General features: G+C 41.8%; 14 protein-coding genes and 1 pseudogene. 7 read left to right on the forward strand and 8 right to left on the reverse strand.

The genetic code is table 11. The features are described 5' to 3' along the window. Nucleotides 1-247: 247 nt before the first annotated feature. Entirely contained in the window at nucleotides 248-721 is a 474-nt protein-coding gene (locus RMY16_RS09045) for a DUF4385 domain-containing protein (protein WP_322736100.1), read from the reverse strand. A gap of 77 nt (nucleotides 722-798) precedes the next feature. Between RMY16_RS09045 and RMY16_RS09050 the strand changes: the two genes are divergently transcribed. Further along, nucleotides 799-1,266 (forward strand): VOC family protein, encoded by a 468-nt coding sequence (locus RMY16_RS09050; RefSeq protein WP_322736101.1) that lies wholly within the window; start codon nucleotides 799-801, stop codon nucleotides 1,264-1,266. Nucleotides 1,267-1,294: 28 nt separating this feature from the next. Next, nucleotides 1,295-1,591, forward strand: a complete 297-nt coding sequence (locus tag RMY16_RS09055) for a hypothetical protein (RefSeq protein ID WP_185585967.1) — start codon at nucleotides 1,295-1,297, stop codon at nucleotides 1,589-1,591. A 78-nt stretch (nucleotides 1,592-1,669) separates the two neighbouring features. Here the strand turns inward: RMY16_RS09055 and RMY16_RS09060 are convergent, their stop codons facing one another. Together RMY16_RS09060 and RMY16_RS09065 are read right to left on the reverse strand one after the other, a co-directional pair. After that, nucleotides 1,670-2,350: a Uma2 family endonuclease gene (locus tag RMY16_RS09060; RefSeq protein WP_322736102.1), complete on the reverse strand. Its 681-nt coding sequence runs from the start codon at nucleotides 2,348-2,350 to the stop codon at nucleotides 1,670-1,672. A 76-nt stretch (nucleotides 2,351-2,426) separates the two neighbouring features. Further along, complete coding sequence (locus tag RMY16_RS09065) at nucleotides 2,427-3,233, reverse strand: class I SAM-dependent methyltransferase (RefSeq protein ID WP_322736103.1); 807 nt, start codon at nucleotides 3,231-3,233, stop codon at nucleotides 2,427-2,429. A gap of 148 nt (nucleotides 3,234-3,381) precedes the next feature. On the opposite strand from RMY16_RS09065, the gene RMY16_RS09070 reads away from it, so the two are divergent. The 3 genes from RMY16_RS09070 to RMY16_RS09080 are packed head-to-tail and all read left to right on the forward strand — an operon-like array spanning nucleotide 3,382 to nucleotide 5,672. Next, complete coding sequence (locus tag RMY16_RS09070; protein WP_322660324.1) at nucleotides 3,382-4,140, forward strand: ATP-binding cassette domain-containing protein; 759 nt, start codon at nucleotides 3,382-3,384, stop codon at nucleotides 4,138-4,140. Continuing rightward, nucleotides 4,137-4,769 carry an ABC transporter permease gene (locus RMY16_RS09075; RefSeq protein ID WP_322736104.1) on the forward strand — a complete coding sequence of 211 codons (633 nt, stop codon included), beginning with the start codon at nucleotides 4,137-4,139 and terminating at the stop codon, nucleotides 4,767-4,769. Before RMY16_RS09070 ends, RMY16_RS09075 begins: the two co-directional genes overlap by 4 nt. A 3-nt stretch (nucleotides 4,770-4,772) precedes the next feature. Then, the gene (locus RMY16_RS09080; protein WP_322736105.1) at nucleotides 4,773-5,672 is read left to right on the forward strand and encodes a glycine betaine ABC transporter substrate-binding protein; all 900 of its coding nucleotides are present in this window, start codon (nucleotides 4,773-4,775) and stop codon (nucleotides 5,670-5,672) included. A 201-nt stretch (nucleotides 5,673-5,873) separates the two neighbouring features. On the opposite strand, the gene RMY16_RS09085 is transcribed toward RMY16_RS09080, so the two are convergent. From RMY16_RS09085 to RMY16_RS09095, 3 genes are all read right to left on the reverse strand, one after another. Continuing rightward, nucleotides 5,874-7,433 carry a calcium-binding protein gene (locus RMY16_RS09085; protein ID WP_322736106.1) on the reverse strand — a complete coding sequence of 520 codons (1,560 nt, stop codon included), beginning with the start codon at nucleotides 7,431-7,433 and terminating at the stop codon, nucleotides 5,874-5,876. Between the two features lie 460 nt (nucleotides 7,434-7,893). Further along, the gene (locus RMY16_RS09090; RefSeq protein ID WP_322736107.1) at nucleotides 7,894-10,869 is read right to left on the reverse strand and encodes a calcium-binding protein; all 2,976 of its coding nucleotides are present in this window, start codon (nucleotides 10,867-10,869) and stop codon (nucleotides 7,894-7,896) included. A 448-nt stretch (nucleotides 10,870-11,317) separates the two neighbouring features. Then, nucleotides 11,318-12,049 carry a phytochelatin synthase family protein gene (locus RMY16_RS09095; protein ID WP_322736108.1) on the reverse strand — a complete coding sequence of 244 codons (732 nt, stop codon included), beginning with the start codon at nucleotides 12,047-12,049 and terminating at the stop codon, nucleotides 11,318-11,320. Nucleotides 12,050-12,149: 100 nt separating this feature from the next. Here RMY16_RS09095 and ggt point away from each other — a divergent pair, with 100 nt between their 5' ends. Further along, nucleotides 12,150-13,907 carry a gamma-glutamyltransferase gene (gene ggt / locus RMY16_RS09100; RefSeq protein ID WP_322736109.1) on the forward strand — a complete coding sequence of 586 codons (1,758 nt, stop codon included), beginning with the start codon at nucleotides 12,150-12,152 and terminating at the stop codon, nucleotides 13,905-13,907. 61 nt (nucleotides 13,908-13,968) lie between these two features. On the opposite strand, the gene RMY16_RS09105 is transcribed toward ggt, so the two are convergent. Both RMY16_RS09105 and RMY16_RS09110 read right to left on the reverse strand, forming a co-directional pair. Next, nucleotides 13,969-14,232 (reverse strand): hypothetical protein, encoded by a 264-nt coding sequence (locus tag RMY16_RS09105; protein WP_322660309.1) that lies wholly within the window; start codon nucleotides 14,230-14,232, stop codon nucleotides 13,969-13,971. Nucleotides 14,233-14,747: 515 nt separating this feature from the next. After that, nucleotides 14,748-15,347, reverse strand: a complete 600-nt coding sequence (locus RMY16_RS09110; protein ID WP_322736110.1) for a DUF1802 family protein — start codon at nucleotides 15,345-15,347, stop codon at nucleotides 14,748-14,750. Nucleotides 15,348-15,418: 71 nt separating this feature from the next. Between RMY16_RS09110 and RMY16_RS09115 the strand changes: the two are divergent. Further along, a pseudogene (locus RMY16_RS09115) lies at nucleotides 15,419-15,947 on the forward strand (aldo/keto reductase); the annotation flags it as partial. Between the last annotated feature and the right edge of the window lie 305 nt (nucleotides 15,948-16,252).

A 16,252-nucleotide genomic window follows, 5' to 3' on the forward strand; every position in this document is an offset into this window, starting at 1 on the left:
AAAGGCTCATTAAAGGAGTTCAAAGGCTCATTAATGAAGCTCAAAGGCTCATTAAAGGAGTTCAAAGACTCATTAAAGGAGTTCAAAGGCTCATTAATGAAGCTCAAAGGCTCGCCCTGACCAATGGAATTCACGGTTATACAGACAAAAGCTACCGATCCTGGGTTTCCAATTCCTGAGTCCGCGCAGGCGGACTTTGTTTGTATAGCCGCGATTTCTAATCGCCCAGTATATTTATTTACAAAGGTCAGATACTTTCATACATCTGCTTATGCTTGACTAAAAGCTCTTGATATTTCTCATTTGTCTTTGCTTCTACCCACTTAGCTTTAAATATTGCTGCTGATTCCGCTTTAACTGCGTCTACTTCATAAGGAAGAATTTCTTTTTTATCACCTGAAGCATCCGAATTTTGTTTATATTTCCTGCCACTTTTATGATTAGCATAACGGCGAGAGCGAGTATAACCCATTTGGATAAACTTTCGTGCCATATCCGCACCAACAAAATCATCTTGTTCTAGATAATCAAGAAACATCTCGTATATTTTTTCACTCGACTCTCTAGCAATATCAGGAGTTTTGAACCGCCAGTAAGGAAGAATTTCTGATTTGTATGGTTCAACCAAAAGTACACCCTGCTCACCCTTGCCAACACGATAGAGTTCAGGATGTTGGCGAAAATCAATATTTTTAAAGTCTAAAGAATAATCAAATGCCATGATAGATTTTTATTATGAATACTAAACTTTAAGTAAAAAGTTCAGCTTCTATCAAAGTATTGAGATTTAGTTCTACTATGCTATCTAGCACCCAATCCGCGAACAGTGTCCTTGCGCCAGGAAATCTGCGTAAAGTGCATCACATAGCCCTCAACGTCCGGGATATGCAAGCTTCCCGCTATTTTTATGGCACAATTCTGGGTTTGCACGAACTCACAGGTGACGAAGTACCCGCAACCCTGGTGGAACTTGTCGCATCTGGGAAAGTAGCCAACTTCATCACCCCGGATGGTACGATTCTCGATTTATTTGGGGAACCAGAATTATCACCACCAAATCCAGACCCAGAAAAAACCTTCACCAGAGCATACCATCTCGCCTTTGACATCGATCCGCAGTTATTCGATCGCGCGGTGACAGTGATCAGAGAAAATAAAATAGCGATCGCACACGGCCCAGTCACTCGTCCTACTGGTAGAGGAGTGTATTTTTACGATCCAGATGGCTTTATGATTGAAATTCGTTGCGATCCAGAAGCTAGTTAACTTAGGGGTAATAACAAAAGTATCTACTATGGCTGCAAATCTCACGCAAATCTTTAAAGTAATTGAAGACACAATCACAAAACCGCCAATTCCACACGAACCATACAAGCAATCATTGAAAGCCTGGGCGATGTATTGTTTGCGAGACAAAGGTTTTATAGTCGCTTATGCTCAAAATGCCGACTTTGCCATTGAAAGAAAACGTGAAGAAAAGCTATATTTTAAAGTTTCAAACAGCCCCGATGATTTAGATAATTCTTTTAACTGGATTGTTTGGGATAGTGTAACCAAAAGCGCCAGTCTCATTCCCCAAAAAATAGACTGATGCCAAAATAGTCATCAAATCTTTTCCTGATTCTTTAACTATTCTGACTCCTGTTAGCGCAGCGGAGCATAGCCCATTCTAACTAGACAACTTCTGCACAAATATTTGATGTTCTGGTGAATTTAATCCCAACTGCAATACAGCCAATACTTGTTGCATATTGCCAGTAATTAAATCGGACATTGACAGCCACAAACCAGGAAATACTTGACTTTTGATAATTCCATCGGCGTTCATTTCCAAGGAGACATATTCTCCTTGTTGCAGGCTAAACCAATCTAATTTGTTTTCAAATATTTGCCAAACAATATATTCTTTTACTCCATTACGACCATAAACTTTTTTCTTGTCATGTAAATCAATAGCAACGCTGCTAGCTGCTATCTCTATTACAAGTTCTGGCGCACCTTCGATGTAATCATCACCACTAAAACGAGATTGTCCTTTAGCTGCTGGTGTGATTAATAGCACTCCATCAGGTTGCGGTTCATTGTCTCGATCTAAGCGGACTGTTGGCTTAATTCCCAATCTGACACCAGGGGTTGATGCTTCATAAACTCCCAACCAAGTTATTGTATGGCCATGTGGTTCAGCATGACTTTCAAAGCGTAACGGCGATGCCAAGTATACAACTCCTTCAATTAATTCTGCCTTTTGATGACGAGGCATTGCTTGATAGCGTCGTTCAAATTCGTAGCGAGTGAGGCGATCGCCATTTTCTAAATGAGGAATTCGCTGCTTGAGTGATAGGTTGACCATGATTTTCTGCTCTGGCAAGGAGTCTTACTTTATTATGGCTTGGTACATATTTTTCTACGGAAATACTACCCAAGCCTCATTTTGTTAATAAATCGCTAGAATCAGGTTTTTCAAATATCATTAAATGCTGTTGAGGTAACAGGTTTTTAGTTTCCCGCCAAACCAAACCAACAGCTTGCATTTCTTTACGGGCTTGCTTTTGAGTCATTTTATGCAGACGTTTAATCATAATAAAGGGATTTTCACCCCGATACTCAACCAGCACCACCTTTCCACCTGGTTTAAGTGCTTTCACAATTTCTTGCATCACTTCTTGGGGATACTCAAGTTCATGGTAAGCATCTACCATCAAGGCTAAATCGATACTTTCAGATGGTAAGTTAGGGTCAGTAAAAGTTGCTAAAATCGGCTCAACATTGGTGATATTTTTCTCTTTTTTGAATAACCCAATGATTTCCAACATTTCTGGTTGAACATCAACAGCTAACACCTTACCTGTTGTTAATAAAGGTGCGATGCGAAAGCTTAAGTAACCTGTACCAGCGCCAATATCCGCCACCACATCATTAGGTTTCAGATTTAGGAGGCTGACTACCTTACTTGGCTGTTCTTCTCCCTCTCGACTTGGACGTTCTAGCCAGCCTGCGCCAGTGTATCCCATAACTTGGGCTATTTCGCGCCCCATGTAGTATTTGCCGATACCATCTGGACTGTGGATTAGCCGTTGTTCGTAAACTGCGTAGGTGTAGTCCGCACTTCGACAAGGCTCAGTGATCATCGTAGACATCGCACTAGTTGCGGCTTGTGCTGTCAGGCTTGGATTCAGCAGCGAGCAACTCAATATCACAGCAAGAGTTACTATAAAGTGTAGAAAATTTGACATTTGGTTAAGGTACTCCTTACTTTCGAGGAAATCGCCACTCAGACTAATTTAACAATTTGCTCAAACCCCTTATCTGGTAAATCGGGGGTTAACACGCTAGCAAAATCAGCACATAATACATATAGCTAGCGTCCACCAAAAGCCATTAATGCCGCAAAATAACCAAACAACCGTCGAATTCCGCGATGTTACCTTTAGCCGCAATCATCGCCCGTTGGTGTCAAACCTCAATTTCACCATTCGCCAAGGAGAAGCACTAGTATTACTTGGGCGCAGTGGTAGCGGCAAAACTACAACAATGAAGCTAATTAATCGCCTATTTACACCTACACAAGGCGAAGTTTTATTTGATGGTATTCCCACAACTGAATGGGATGAAATTAAACTGCGGCGAAAAATTGGTTACGTAATTCAAGAAATTGGTTTATTTCCCCATTTCACTGTAGAACGCAATGTGGGTTTAGTCCCGTCTTTAGAAGGTTGGCAACCGAAACAAATTAAAATGCGGGTTTATGAATTGTTGCAACTTGTAGGCTTAGAACCAGCACAATTCGCTGGGCGTTACCCGCACGAACTTTCAGGAGGACAAAAGCAAAGAGTCGGTGTAGCCAGGGCTTTAGCAGCAGATCCGCCAGTGTTGTTGATGGATGAACCCTTTGGCGCACTCGATCCAATTACGCGCCTAGAACTGCAACAAGAGTTTCGGCATTTGCAGCAAGAGTTAGGTAAAACAGTTGTTTTCGTCACCCACGATATTCAAGAAGCCTTTGTCTTAGCATCGAGAATTGGTTTAATGTCTGGCGGAGAATTGATAGTATTGGGGACGACAGATGAATTTATGCGATCGCAACACCCAGAAACCCTTGCCTTTCTTCAATGTCTGCGTTCCTTGCAAGATACTTTATGAAAAATTTCTTCCTCGTTAAGTATGCCCCAGAAATCCTTCAGCATACTCTCGAACATCTATTTTTGGTAGGCATTGCCATTGGAATTGCCATACTTGTAGGCATTCCTTTAGGTATTTTGATTACACGTAAAACCTATCTCCGCCAGCCAATTCTCGGCATAGCAAATATTTTTCAAACTATTCCCAGTTTGGCGCTGTTTGGCTTACTCATTCCTGTTCCCATAATTGGCGGAATTGGCGCAGTACCAGCAATTGTTGCTCTGACTGTATATTCCTTGCTGCCAATAATTCGTAACACTTACACAGGTATTACTGGCGTAGATCCAGCGATTCGAGAAGCTGGGAGAGGCATGGGAATGACAGATAGACAATTATTGTTGCAAGTTGAAATTCCTTTAGCACTGGGAGTCATTTTGGCAGGAGTGCGAGTAGCAACAGTCATTGCCATTGGTATTGCAACTATTGCAGCGGCTATTGGTGCAGGTGGTTTAGGAGTGTTTATTTTTCGCGGCATATCAGTAGTGAACAATCAGTTGATTTTAGCTGGTGCAGTTCCGGCGGCGGCAATTGCATTACTCGTTGACTTCGCAATTGGCTTGATGGAGAATAAATTAAAAATTAAAAGTTAAGTAATGAAAAGGTTTTTGGCATTGTGCTTTTTAACTTTTGCTTTGTTGCTGGTAATCGCTGGCTGCACGGGAAATATCAATAGTAATAAAGATGCTAATATAGTTGTTGCTTCCAAAGATTTTACTGAACAAGATATTTTAGGTGAATTGTTAGCGCAGCAAATCGAGGCAACAACTAATTTAAAAGTAGCTCGCCGTCCCCGTTTAGGTGGTTCATTTGTTTGCCATAACGCTATTAAGGCTGGCATAATTGATGCTTATATTGAGTATACAGGCACAGCTTTGACTGCAATTTTAAAGCAAAAACCAGTTAATAAATCCAAAGAAGTTTACGAAATCATAAAAAAAATATACGCCCAGCAATTCAATCTGGAAGTAATGCCTAGCTTAGGTTTTGAAAATACTTTTGCGATGATTATCCGAGGTGAAGATGCCAAGCAGAACAATATTCAAACTCTCTCCCAAGCTACTCAATATACACCGCAGTGGCGTGGCGGTTTCGGTTACGAATTTTTAGAACGCGAAGATGGTTTCCCAGGATTAGCTAAAACTTACGATTTGCGTTTTGCTAAACCACCCCAAATTATGGACTTGGGTTTAATATATCGTGCTTTGATTCAAAAACAGGTGGATATGGTAGCAGGTAATTCCACTGATGGGCAAATTTCTCGCTTGGGTTTAGTTGTACTCAAGGATGATAAACATTATTTTCCACCTTACGAAACTGTGCCAATTGTTCGACAAGAAATATTAAAAAAATATCCCGAATTAAAAACAGCGATCGCTTCTCTCTCTGGAAAAATTTCGGCAGATGAAATGCGGCAATTAAATTATTTAGTTGAGGGGGAATTACGTGATGTTAAAGATGTTGTTCAGGAGTTTCGCAAATCGAAGGGATTATAATAATTCGTAATTAAGGGTTAGCGTAACTTTCCAATCTCCCAAAAGCTTCAACACCGCGCCAGGTGGTAACTCGATTCTTTCTGCTGTAATTACGGTATCCATAATTAGCTCACATTTTAGATATTGGCGTAGACGCGTTCGCGCAGCGTCTTGTAAAGAAGCGGCTTGTCGCCAGACATCGCATCACACGGAGGATAACGATTAAACAACCACAAAATTGTTGTTCGTTAGTGACAATCCGGCAGATAATCCGGCAAATTGTACCTGAGTAAATGCGTCTGCACTACCATCAGAGTCAAAGAACAATGCACCTGTAGTGGAGTTATAAATAAATCGCTGGAGAAGAGTGGTTGCAGATTCTCCAAGTGTAAACTGACTTGCCTGAAGTACACCTGCTGATAAACCGCCACCAAAACCAGCAGCCGACACCTGAATTAATTCATTAAGTTCATTAATGCTACCGAAGTCACGTATCAGATCAAGACCTTCATCGAAACTATTGAAAACAAAGGTATCAGTGCCACCTTCCCCAAAAAGCCAATCATTACCACCACCGCCTGTAAGGCTATCATCGCCATTACCACCGCTGAGGGTGTTATTACCACTGGCACCAGAGGCTGTTAGAGTATCATTACCATCGCCCCCAGAGAGGAGGTTCTTGCCAGATGAGCGAGAGCTGGAGTAAACATCAAAATATTGGTACGAATCGCCAGAGATATCGAGAAAATCATTGCCATCGCCTCCAAAAAGCAGGTTATCGCCTGATGAACCTGTAGCATCCAAAATATCGTTACCAGCACCACCGTTGAGGGTGTTATCGCCATTTGAGCGAGAGCTAGACGATTGGAGATCAGTGCTGGTTTCATTCCCAGAGATATCTAGAAAATCATTGCCATCGCCCCCATCTAAGAGGTTATCGCCAAGTGAACCGCTAGCATCCAAAGAATCGTCACCAACACCACCGTTGAGGGTATTATTGCCTAAAGAGCGATCGTCGAGATTTTTGCCGTATATGGAGACGTATTCGGATAAGCTGATGTCGCTGCCAGAGGCGAAGAGAGAATCATTGCCATCGCTACCATTAAGCAGATTATTGCCTGAGGGGAAGTCAGCATCCAAAAAGTCGTCATCAATACCACCGTTGAGGGTATTATTGCCCGCACCACCCCTCAAAATGTCATTGCCGCTTAAGCCTTCAATAATGTCATTACCCCCTTGACCATTGATCACATCATTGGAATTGTCAAATCCACTAACATTGTTGTTGACGTCGTTTAGGAAGGTGACTGTATTTTTTTTAAAGACAGTGCTTTGGGTGGAGTTAGCATTGAAGACATCAAAGCTGTCAGTGATGGTAGTTTGCCCAAAAAACAGAATATTGCCCAAATCTACAGTGGCTCCAGTAGATTTGGTGAGGTTTTCCAGGTTGGACAGGGCAAAGTTTTCCAAAATGATTTTGCGACGAAAGGTAGACTCTTGAAAGTTGATTTCCAGGTTGTTGCCATTCTGGGTAAGGATCAAGTCTTGGGCAGTGAAGCCACTATTACTCTGGAAATTTAGGGTATCCACTTCAGCAATGACTGCTGCTGTTGGGTTTGTTGTTTTACCTACTCCACCGAAATCGGTGATTACACTCGTATAGGAGGGGTTGGCGCTCTCAAAAAATATATCGTTGCCACCGCCACCAGTTAGGGTGTCATCGTAGCCACCTAAAGCGCCCTGTAGGGTGTCATTACCGCTGGTTCCAATGATAATTGCCATAAGTTTTTCCTACTTGAATCGATTTTTAGAGTAACTTCAGTTGTCATATCATGTTCGCTTGATTACTTACTAAACCCGAAGAACCCCACCCCGCCAAAGCTACCCTTCGTCTCCCCTCCCGAAGAGCGGGGAGCAGGGTGGTTTCATACAAGCAGAGAAAAACTCAAACTGGGTTTTAAAGCCTCTCCCCCCGTGGGGGAGAGGAATGGAAGTGAGGGAAAAAGCTATGCCACAAAACGAGAAATCAAGACTTATGTATTTTTCTTTTTTCGTATGAAACCACCCTGCCTCCCGAAGAGCGGGGAGGGGATTAAGGGGTGGGGTGCAATGACTGTGGAAATCATAACTAATTAGGCGGACATGATATCAATAATCGAGTTGGTGTTGTTTGATGGCACAAATAATCTGCCAAAAGTTAAAGCTTTCAGCATACTTTATTCAATGACATGAAGGATAACGATTAAACAACCACAAAATTATTGTTCGTTAATGACAAACCAGCAGATAATCCGGCAAATTGTACTTGAGTAAATGCGCCTGCACTACCATCAGAGTCAAAGAACAATGCACCTGTAGCGGAGTTATAAATAAATCGCTGGAGAAGAGTGGTTGCAGATTCTCCAAGTGTAAACTGACTTGCCTGAAGTACACCTGCTGATAAACCGCCACCAAAACCAGCAGCCGACACCTGAATTAATTCATTAAGTTCATTAATGCTACCGAAGTCACGTATCAGATCAAGACCTTCATCGAAACTATTGAAAACAAAGGTATCAGTGCCACCTTCCCCAAAGAGCCGATCATTACCCTTGCCACCGATGATGATCGCATCGCCAAAGCCACCTCTGAGGGTGTCATTACCATTGCCACCTTTGAGGGTGTTATTACCAGTGGAAGGAGAGGCTATCAAGGAATCATTACCATCGCCCCCATCTAATATATTGTCTGCTGAACTGCTAACATCCAATGTATCGTCACCAACACCACCGTTGAGGGTGTTCTCACCAGAGGTGTTAATAGCAGAGAGGAAATCATTACCATCGCCCCCATCTAATAGATTATCGTCTGCTGAACCGTAAATATCTAATGTATCGTTACCAACACCACCGTTGAGGGTGTTATCGCCAGATATGCTACCCCCAACGTAATTTCCAAGTTCATCGTAAATGTAACTTAAGGCCTGTAAAGAATCATTGCCATTGCCTCCATTGAGGAGGTGATTCCCTGTTGAAAGACTAATATTCAGGAAATCTTCACCAGCGCCGCCATCTATTGTATCGTTACCATTGCCTGAGCGGAGCGTATCATTACCACTGCTTCCCAAAAGATAATCATCGTAGTCTGTACCTGTGATATTTAATTGTTCGATATTCTTGTAGCTAAACACTGTTGTGTCCGGTGTCGAAGAAATTACTACAGTGTTATTAGTTGGATTGAAAGTCGAAGTAATTCCGGTGGTAGCACTGCTATAACTGAAAGACAAGCTGTCGTTACCTGTTCCCCCGTCTACTGTTTGAGTTACTAACGTAGATAGGGAGGGGAAATTTAAAGAATCATCGCCATTGCCGCCATTGAGGGTGTTATTGCCATCGTCACCATTGAGAGTATCATTGCCATCGCCACCGTTGAGAGTATTATTGCCATCGCCACCCCTCAAAATGTCATTGCCACTTAAGCCTTCAATAATGTCATTACCCCCTTGACCATTGATCACATCATTGGAATTGTCAAATCCACTAACATTGTTGTTGACGTCGTTTAGGAAGGTGACTGTATTTTTTTTAAAGACAGTGCTTTGGGTGGAGTTAGCATCGAAGACATCAAAGCTGTCGGTGATGGTAGTTTGCCCATAAAACAGAATATTACCTAAATCTACAGTGGCTCCATTAGATTTGGTGAGGTTATCCAGGTTGGAGAGGGCAAAGTTTTCCAGGATGAATCTGGTATCACCATTTCCTTGAAAGCTGATTGACAAACTTGTGCCATTCTGGGTGAGAAGCAAATTCTTGGCTGTAAAACCACTATTGTCTTGGAATATCAGAGTATCCACTTCGGCAATGACTGCTGCTGTGGGATTTCTTCCTTCACCTACTCCAGTAAAATCGGCGATTGTATGAGTACCAGTATTAATCGTGTCAGTGATTCTGCCACTATTAGTCGTGTCGTTGCTTAAGCCTTTGTAAACAAATTTATCCTTACCACCGCCGCCTGTGAGGCTATCCTTACCACCACCGCCTGTAAGGCTATCATCGCCATTACCACCGTTGATGGTGTTATTACCACTGGCACCAGAGGCTGTTAGAGTATCATTGCCATCGCCCGCAGAGAGAAGGTTTTTGCCAGATGATCGAGAGTCGAAGTAGGAGTCAAAATATTGGTAAATATAGCCAGAGATATCTAGAAAATCATTACCATCGCCTCCAAAAAGCAGGTTATCGCCTGATGAACCACTAGCACTCAAGATATCATCACCAGCACCACCGTTGAGGGTGTTATCGCCATTGGAGCGAGAGTTAGACGATGTGTATTGCTCACTGCTTACATCTCCAGAGATGGAGAGAGAATCATTGCCGTCGCCTCCATCTAAGAGGTTATCGCCCAATGAACCACTAGCATTTAAAGTATCATCACCAACACCACCGTTGAGGGTATTATTGCCTAAAGAGCGATCATCGACATTTCCGCCGTAATAGGCGAAGTACTCGTAGTTCCCAGAGGCGAAGAGAGAATCATTGCCATTGCCACCATTAAGCAGATTATTGCCTGAGGGGAAGTCAGCATCCAAAAAGTCGTCACCAACACCACCGTTGAGAGTATTATTGTTTGCACCACCTCTCAAAAGGTCGTTGCCACTTAAGCCTTCAATAATGTCATCACCCCCTTGACCATTGATGACATCATTGGAATTGTCAAATCCTCTAACATTGTTGTCTAGGTCGTTTAGGAAGGTGACTGTATTTTTTTTAAACACAGTGCTTTGGGTGGAGTTGGCATCCAAGACATCAAAGCTGTCGGTGATGGTAGTTTGCCCATAAAATAGAATATTGCCCAAATCTACAGTGGCTCCAGTAGATTTAGTGAGGTTATCTAGGTTTTCTAGGGCAAAGTTTTCCAAAATGATTTTGCGAAAAGTAAACCCTTGAAAGTTGATTTCCAGATTGTTGCCATTCTGGGTAAGGATCGAGTTTTGGGCAGTGAAGCTACTATTGTCCTGAAAATTTAGGGTATCGACTTCAGCAATGACTGCTGTGGTGGGGTTTGTTCCTTTACCTACTCCACTAAAATCACTTATTACACTGATATAGAAACCTACTTCACTACTGTAAGCAAATATATCCTTGCCACCGCCACCAGTTACGGTGGTTAGGGTTTCGTAGAAAGGATCGGAAGCGCCCTGTAGGGTGTCGTTACCGCTGGTTCCAATGATAATTGCCATAAGTTTTTCCTACCTGAATCGATTTTGGGAGTAACTTTAATTGTCAATAATCGAGTTAGTGCTGTTTAATCGCACAAATAATGTGCCAAAAGTTAAAGCTTTCGGAATACTATTCAGTCTTTAGATAGAACCGCAAATTATTCATTAAAGATTTCCCCTTGTATTCGTTTACAAACATTACTATCCGAGTATTGAGGACTATCTAAGTCTTAAGCACTGTACAAAATTTAGTTGGTTTGTCAACGCATAAGCCTTACTAGTTTCAAAATAGGTAGGGAACACTTGAGACAGCATAAAACAGGATAATATTTATGCATTCGTTGTCAGCATAGCTGGCCGCCGTAAGCATCGCCCGTGAATTTCTATCTAGAAAGTAGGAAACATCAAAATAACTTACATACAGGATAAGCGATCGCAGGATTGATAAATCCAATGAACAGATTGTTAATTAAAGGTTTTTGCTTACAAATACAAAGCCACGGCTCTTCTTTGATACGGAATCATTTGTCAGCATTGCTTTCCATAAATCTGTTGTTTTTACCCAAACTGGTGGATACTTATAACGAGAAACATCAAGAATTAAAAATCTATCTGTTTGCTCATTATATGCCGCTATAGGAGAAATATGTCCACCTTTCTCTTGACCAATTTCTTTGCGTAAATAGTTTACTAAAATGAAATTTTGCGGTTGTTTTAAATTTTCTGCTGCTTGTTTGCGGAACTGCTCTAAACTAGTGTCAGCAGCGTGGTAAACATTAACTTGAACGCCATAACTAGCTAGTAATTGCCCTAACTGTTCTAGAGTCATACCTTCGCGAGACACAGCTTCGGGAGTTAGCACTTTTTTTGTATTATCATTACTAAAAAAGTTTTCTTGAGTAAATACTCGATATGGCTTGTATTGTGGTACTTCTGGTGCTGGAATTTTTAGACTATTCAGTACCATAACCATACTAGCAACACCACAATATGCCTGATTATTTTGAGTGGTGAATTGCATACTCAAAGGAAAGAAGTCTTGATTGGACTTACTCTCAAATAATAATTTTTCCCCTTCAGGTGTATTAAAACCAACTAAATTAGAGGATAGCGGTAATGTTTGAGAGAGAACGCTTCCACTAGAGATACATAATCCAATAGTTAAAGCTTTAAAAAATGTTTTACTTATTTTTCGCAACATAGGATTTATAAGTAATGTAAAATTTTCAAATCAGCTTGTATTAATAATCTCACACCACGATGCTAGACAAATATAAAATTTTAGGAGAAATTGTATAAAAATGCTTACTGTTGCTAAACCTAAGCGAGTTGCCAGCGTAATCTTTTCTTTTACTGTCTTACTTTACAGCCAAATCGCATCAGCAGCCTTAACTTTACCTTTACGCAGCAAGAAGGGAATGGTGGTTTCAGCCCATCCTTTAGCAAGTGAAGCGGGAATTTTGATGTTACGTAAAGGGGGTAATGCAGTGGATGCAGCCGTCGCTACAACCTTTGCACTTTCTGTAGTTGAGCCTTTTTCAGCCGGAATCGGTGGCGGCGGATTTTTACTGATGCACTCTGAGAAAACTGGCGAGATGAAAGCGCTAGATTTTCGCGAACGCGCACCCCTAAAAGCCACAAGAAATATGTATCTAGAGGCAGAAGGAAAAGTGCGTCCCAATGCAAGTATTAATGGTTATTTGGCAGTAGGGACACCAGGAACGGTAGCGGGACTTTATGAAGTGCATCATCGCTATGGTAAGCTTTCTTGGCAAGAGGTGGTGAAACCTGCGATCGCACTCGCTAAAGATGGTTTTATTCTTAGCAATATGGTAACTTGGCGTTCTCTGCAAGCAAACGATCCCCGCAAGCAAGTAGTTCTCAATAATCCCGCAGCGCGGGAAATTTTTACTCGCAAGGGTGAATTTTACCAACCAGGGGAAAAGCTAGTGCAGCGTGATTTGGCACGCACCTTAACAGCAATTGCCGAAAATCCCCAAAGTTTTTACACCGGAAGTATTGCTCGTGCGATCGCTTCTGATATGGTAAAAAATGGTGGTTTAATTTCTCTCGAAGACCTGAAAGCTTACAAACCAATCTGGCGTACTCCCATTTGTGGCAATTTTCGCAAAGCTAAAATTTGCTCAATGCCACCACCATCATCAGGAGGCATTCACCTATTGCAGATTTTAAATATTATCGGTGACACCGATTTAAAATCTTTAGGATGGCATCATCCAGACGCGATACATTTAATGGTAGAAGCAATGAAGATTGCTTATAGCGATCGCTCAAAATATTTAGGCGATCCTGATTTTGTCAAAGTCCCTGTACAAGAACTGCTCAGTCCAGCTTACGCCAAAAAACGCCGTCAAGAAATTAATACGCAAATGGCTCGACCCTCCACCGAAGTCAAGCCAGTAGATTTAAATTCCAAATGTCTGCGTCTTCCCTCATTCCCTTGTCTTCCCCATGAATCTCCCCAAACCACTCATCTGACTGTTGTGGATGAACAACACAACGCTGTAAGTCTGACTTTCACGATTAACCTCATTTTTGGTGCGGGTATTGTGACACCGGGAACTGGAATTGTTCTCAACAATGAGATGGATGATTTTGCCGTTGCGCCAGGAGTGCCTAATGCTTTTGGTTTGGTTGGTAATGATGCCAACAGCATTGCACCCCGCAAAACTCCACTATCCAGCATGACTCCCACAATTGTCACAGAAAATGGTCATTTTCGGATGGCAGCAGGCGCGCCTGGTGGTAGCACCATCATCACCCAGGTTTTGCAAGTAATCCTGAATGTGCTGGAATACAACATGGATGTTGGTGCGGCTATTTCTGTTCCACGCATACATCATCAATGGCTGCCAGATGAGTTGCGCGTTGAATCCTGGGGCTTGGATGCTTTGACTTTGCAAGACTTACGCCGTCGGGGGCACAAAATTAAGGAAACTACTCCTTGGGGTAATGGTAACGCGATCGCTGTTACATCTGATGGAACTTTAGAAGGAGCCGCCGATCCTCGCGGTGAAGGTTCCCCCAGAGGTTTGTGAGGAAGACGCCGGGACACAAAAAATAACTAATGACAAATGACAAATGACAAATGACAAATGACTATTGATTTTGGATTGTTGACTCTGCGTAACTGCTGCTGCCAAACTCGTTTGCCCGTGCGCTAGGTACTAGTGTCCAACCTGCTTTCAAAAGTTTTTGATAAGTTGCCCAACCTTTAGAGCCACCTGGTATTTGATAATCTGGGACTGTAAAATGTCCAAAAGCTGTATAAGGACGCCAGGGTTGATTGGGTTCTGTCTGCAAATACAAAATTTTCTCTCCGTCGCCACCAGACTTAGATAACCAGCACATTTGTCGATGCATTGCAAACTCCTTTGCTTTTAGCTAATGATGCATAATAGCTGATCTTTGTCAAGCTAATTATCACCCTTGGGGATAATTTTTGCCTAATACTTTAGACAAAATGTAATTAAGTTCTATCCACTGCGGGATAATTGCTTAACAACTCATAGCCTGGAAGACAGCTGCTAACGGGACATAAAGATAAACAGTTTTGCCTCACCTTGTTTATTGGGTGAGATTTTTCCCATGTTATCCGCGTTTTTTGCGATCGTGTGTAACAATCACTACTATTTTGACTGGGGTTCGCAATCAGACTATTTGTTTTTCTGCTGAGATATATAAGCGCAGATTCTAGAAGTTAGTTATAAAGTTTCGTTGATTAAACACTCTGAGCAAACAATATAAAATCTATTTTGATGTTGGTTGTCTATAATCGTCCGTTTGATGACGAGATACAATTTCGTATTTATCTATAAGCTAAATTTAAATCCCCGACTTGTTTAAAAAGTCGGGGATTTGAGCAACAAGTTGGGTTATTAGAAGGATGGAGCATACAATTTATCGCCGACAATCTGGCGAATTGTCTCTACTAGTTGGCTGTATGCAAAGTTAGATAAAACTGGTTGTGCTGTTTGCAACTGAATTTCTCGATCTAAATCAATCCATGACTTGCAGCCACCGTATTTAGCGTAATAGGGAATTTCTTGCTCTTGCGGTAGTTTATATGTCCGCAGAAGGAGAATATAAAGGGGTTGACGTGCTTTCCATTTGAGGCGATCGCTAATAAAATGCTCGTTCCAAATATGGAAGGGAAGTAAGTTGTTAACAATAGATTCGTCACTACAGGGCAAAATATCTGTAATTTCAGCCCAACTACCAATGCGAACTGTTTCAGGATGCCAGCCTGATGTTACTGGATAGACATTATTGGCATATTCAGCTTTCAGCATGAAAGCTTGTTGATGTTCATAAGTAGGATAAAGCAGAATTTGCTTGTGAGCAACTTGGAAATGTCCATTTCGTTCGTGGATACCGCCTTTGCGGAGCAACATAATTGTTTTGCCACCTTCCAAGGCATTTATGGCAACTGCCCATTCTTTGAGAGCATGAAAAGTTCTAGTCAATTCCATCGGCATCTACTGTAACTCTGATTTAATTTGAAGTTAAGGCTGACAAAGTATGAACCTGTCCAAGGCAATAAATTAGGAAAGCGATCGGTGTTTCCAATTTTTCTGGCGTCCAGTTAGCAGAAGCACCAAGTTATGGACGTATTGATAGTTTACAACCACCCTATTCTTTATTCTGGAGACAGGTAGAACAAGATGCATTGCCCTATTGTATCGAAAACAATATTTCTATCCTTGCTTATTCGCCTTTAGCTCAGGGGTTGTTAACAGGAAGATTTGCTCTCAGTCACAAATTTGACCCAATAGATAACCGTGCTAAAAATAAACTGTTTCAAGGCGAAAACTTTGAACGTGCTCAACAAGCGCTAGAAAAACTGCGTCCTATAGCCCTTCTTTATAATTGTACCCTCGCTCAGTTAGCTTTAGCCTGGTTAATTGCTCAACCTCAAACAAATGCGTAGACGCGTCTTAGCGGCTTGTCGGCAGACATCGCTGGAGGGCGTTATCCCGAACAAGCACGAGATAACGCTTTAGCCCGCCCAAATCCCAGAAATTGATGCCATTAGCCGTATTGTCACCGGCCATCTGAATGACAATCAGATTATGTAGGATTGATGACAATGCAGTGTGGTTACTATGCTTAATCTATTCAATATCCCTATAACTTTCTTTAAAAGATAGCTGGGGATCAAATTTATGGTTCTAGATTGCAAAATCTAACAAAACGTCAACTTTCGTAAACTAAGGATTGCAAATCACAAATTAAGTGGTAACTTAAATAGTAGGACACCAAACCAAATAAAACCAAACAAAAAGGGTCAATGACTTAGTGTCCCCTTGTCATCAGCCCAAGCAAGTTTCAGCATATCAAATGTGATAAAAGTGGCAAAAAGCCTAATGTAGAAGGCAAAGCC

This window comes from Nostoc sp. DedQUE12b, from assembly GCF_034530835.1.
Lineage (GTDB): Bacteria > Cyanobacteriota > Cyanobacteriia > Cyanobacteriales > Nostocaceae > Nostoc.

Coding starts and splice junctions, on each gene's coding strand:
- RMY16_RS09105 (WP_322660309.1), bottom strand. CDS start 14,232: ATGCATCGACAAATGTGCTGGTTATCTAAGTCTGGTGGCGACGGAGAG.
- RMY16_RS09070 (WP_322660324.1), top strand. CDS start 3,382: ATGCCGCAAAATAACCAAACAACCGTCGAATTCCGCGATGTTACCTTT.
- RMY16_RS09095 (WP_322736108.1), bottom strand. CDS start 12,049: ATGTTGCGAAAAATAAGTAAAACATTTTTTAAAGCTTTAACTATTGGA.
- RMY16_RS09085 (WP_322736106.1), bottom strand. CDS start 7,433: ATGGCAATTATCATTGGAACCAGCGGTAATGACACCCTACAGGGCGCT.
- RMY16_RS09075 (WP_322736104.1), top strand. CDS start 4,137: ATGAAAAATTTCTTCCTCGTTAAGTATGCCCCAGAAATCCTTCAGCAT.
- RMY16_RS09045 (WP_322736100.1), bottom strand. CDS start 721: ATGGCATTTGATTATTCTTTAGACTTTAAAAATATTGATTTTCGCCAA.
- RMY16_RS09110 (WP_322736110.1), bottom strand. CDS start 15,347: ATGCCGATGGAATTGACTAGAACTTTTCATGCTCTCAAAGAATGGGCA.
- RMY16_RS09055 (WP_185585967.1), top strand. CDS start 1,295: ATGGCTGCAAATCTCACGCAAATCTTTAAAGTAATTGAAGACACAATC.
- ggt (WP_322736109.1), top strand. CDS start 12,150: ATGCTTACTGTTGCTAAACCTAAGCGAGTTGCCAGCGTAATCTTTTCT.
- RMY16_RS09060 (WP_322736102.1), bottom strand. CDS start 2,350: ATGGTCAACCTATCACTCAAGCAGCGAATTCCTCATTTAGAAAATGGC.
- RMY16_RS09090 (WP_322736107.1), bottom strand. CDS start 10,869: ATGGCAATTATCATTGGAACCAGCGGTAACGACACCCTACAGGGCGCT.
- RMY16_RS09080 (WP_322736105.1), top strand. CDS start 4,773: ATGAAAAGGTTTTTGGCATTGTGCTTTTTAACTTTTGCTTTGTTGCTG.
- RMY16_RS09065 (WP_322736103.1), bottom strand. CDS start 3,233: ATGTCAAATTTTCTACACTTTATAGTAACTCTTGCTGTGATATTGAGT.
- RMY16_RS09050 (WP_322736101.1), top strand. CDS start 799: ATGCTATCTAGCACCCAATCCGCGAACAGTGTCCTTGCGCCAGGAAAT.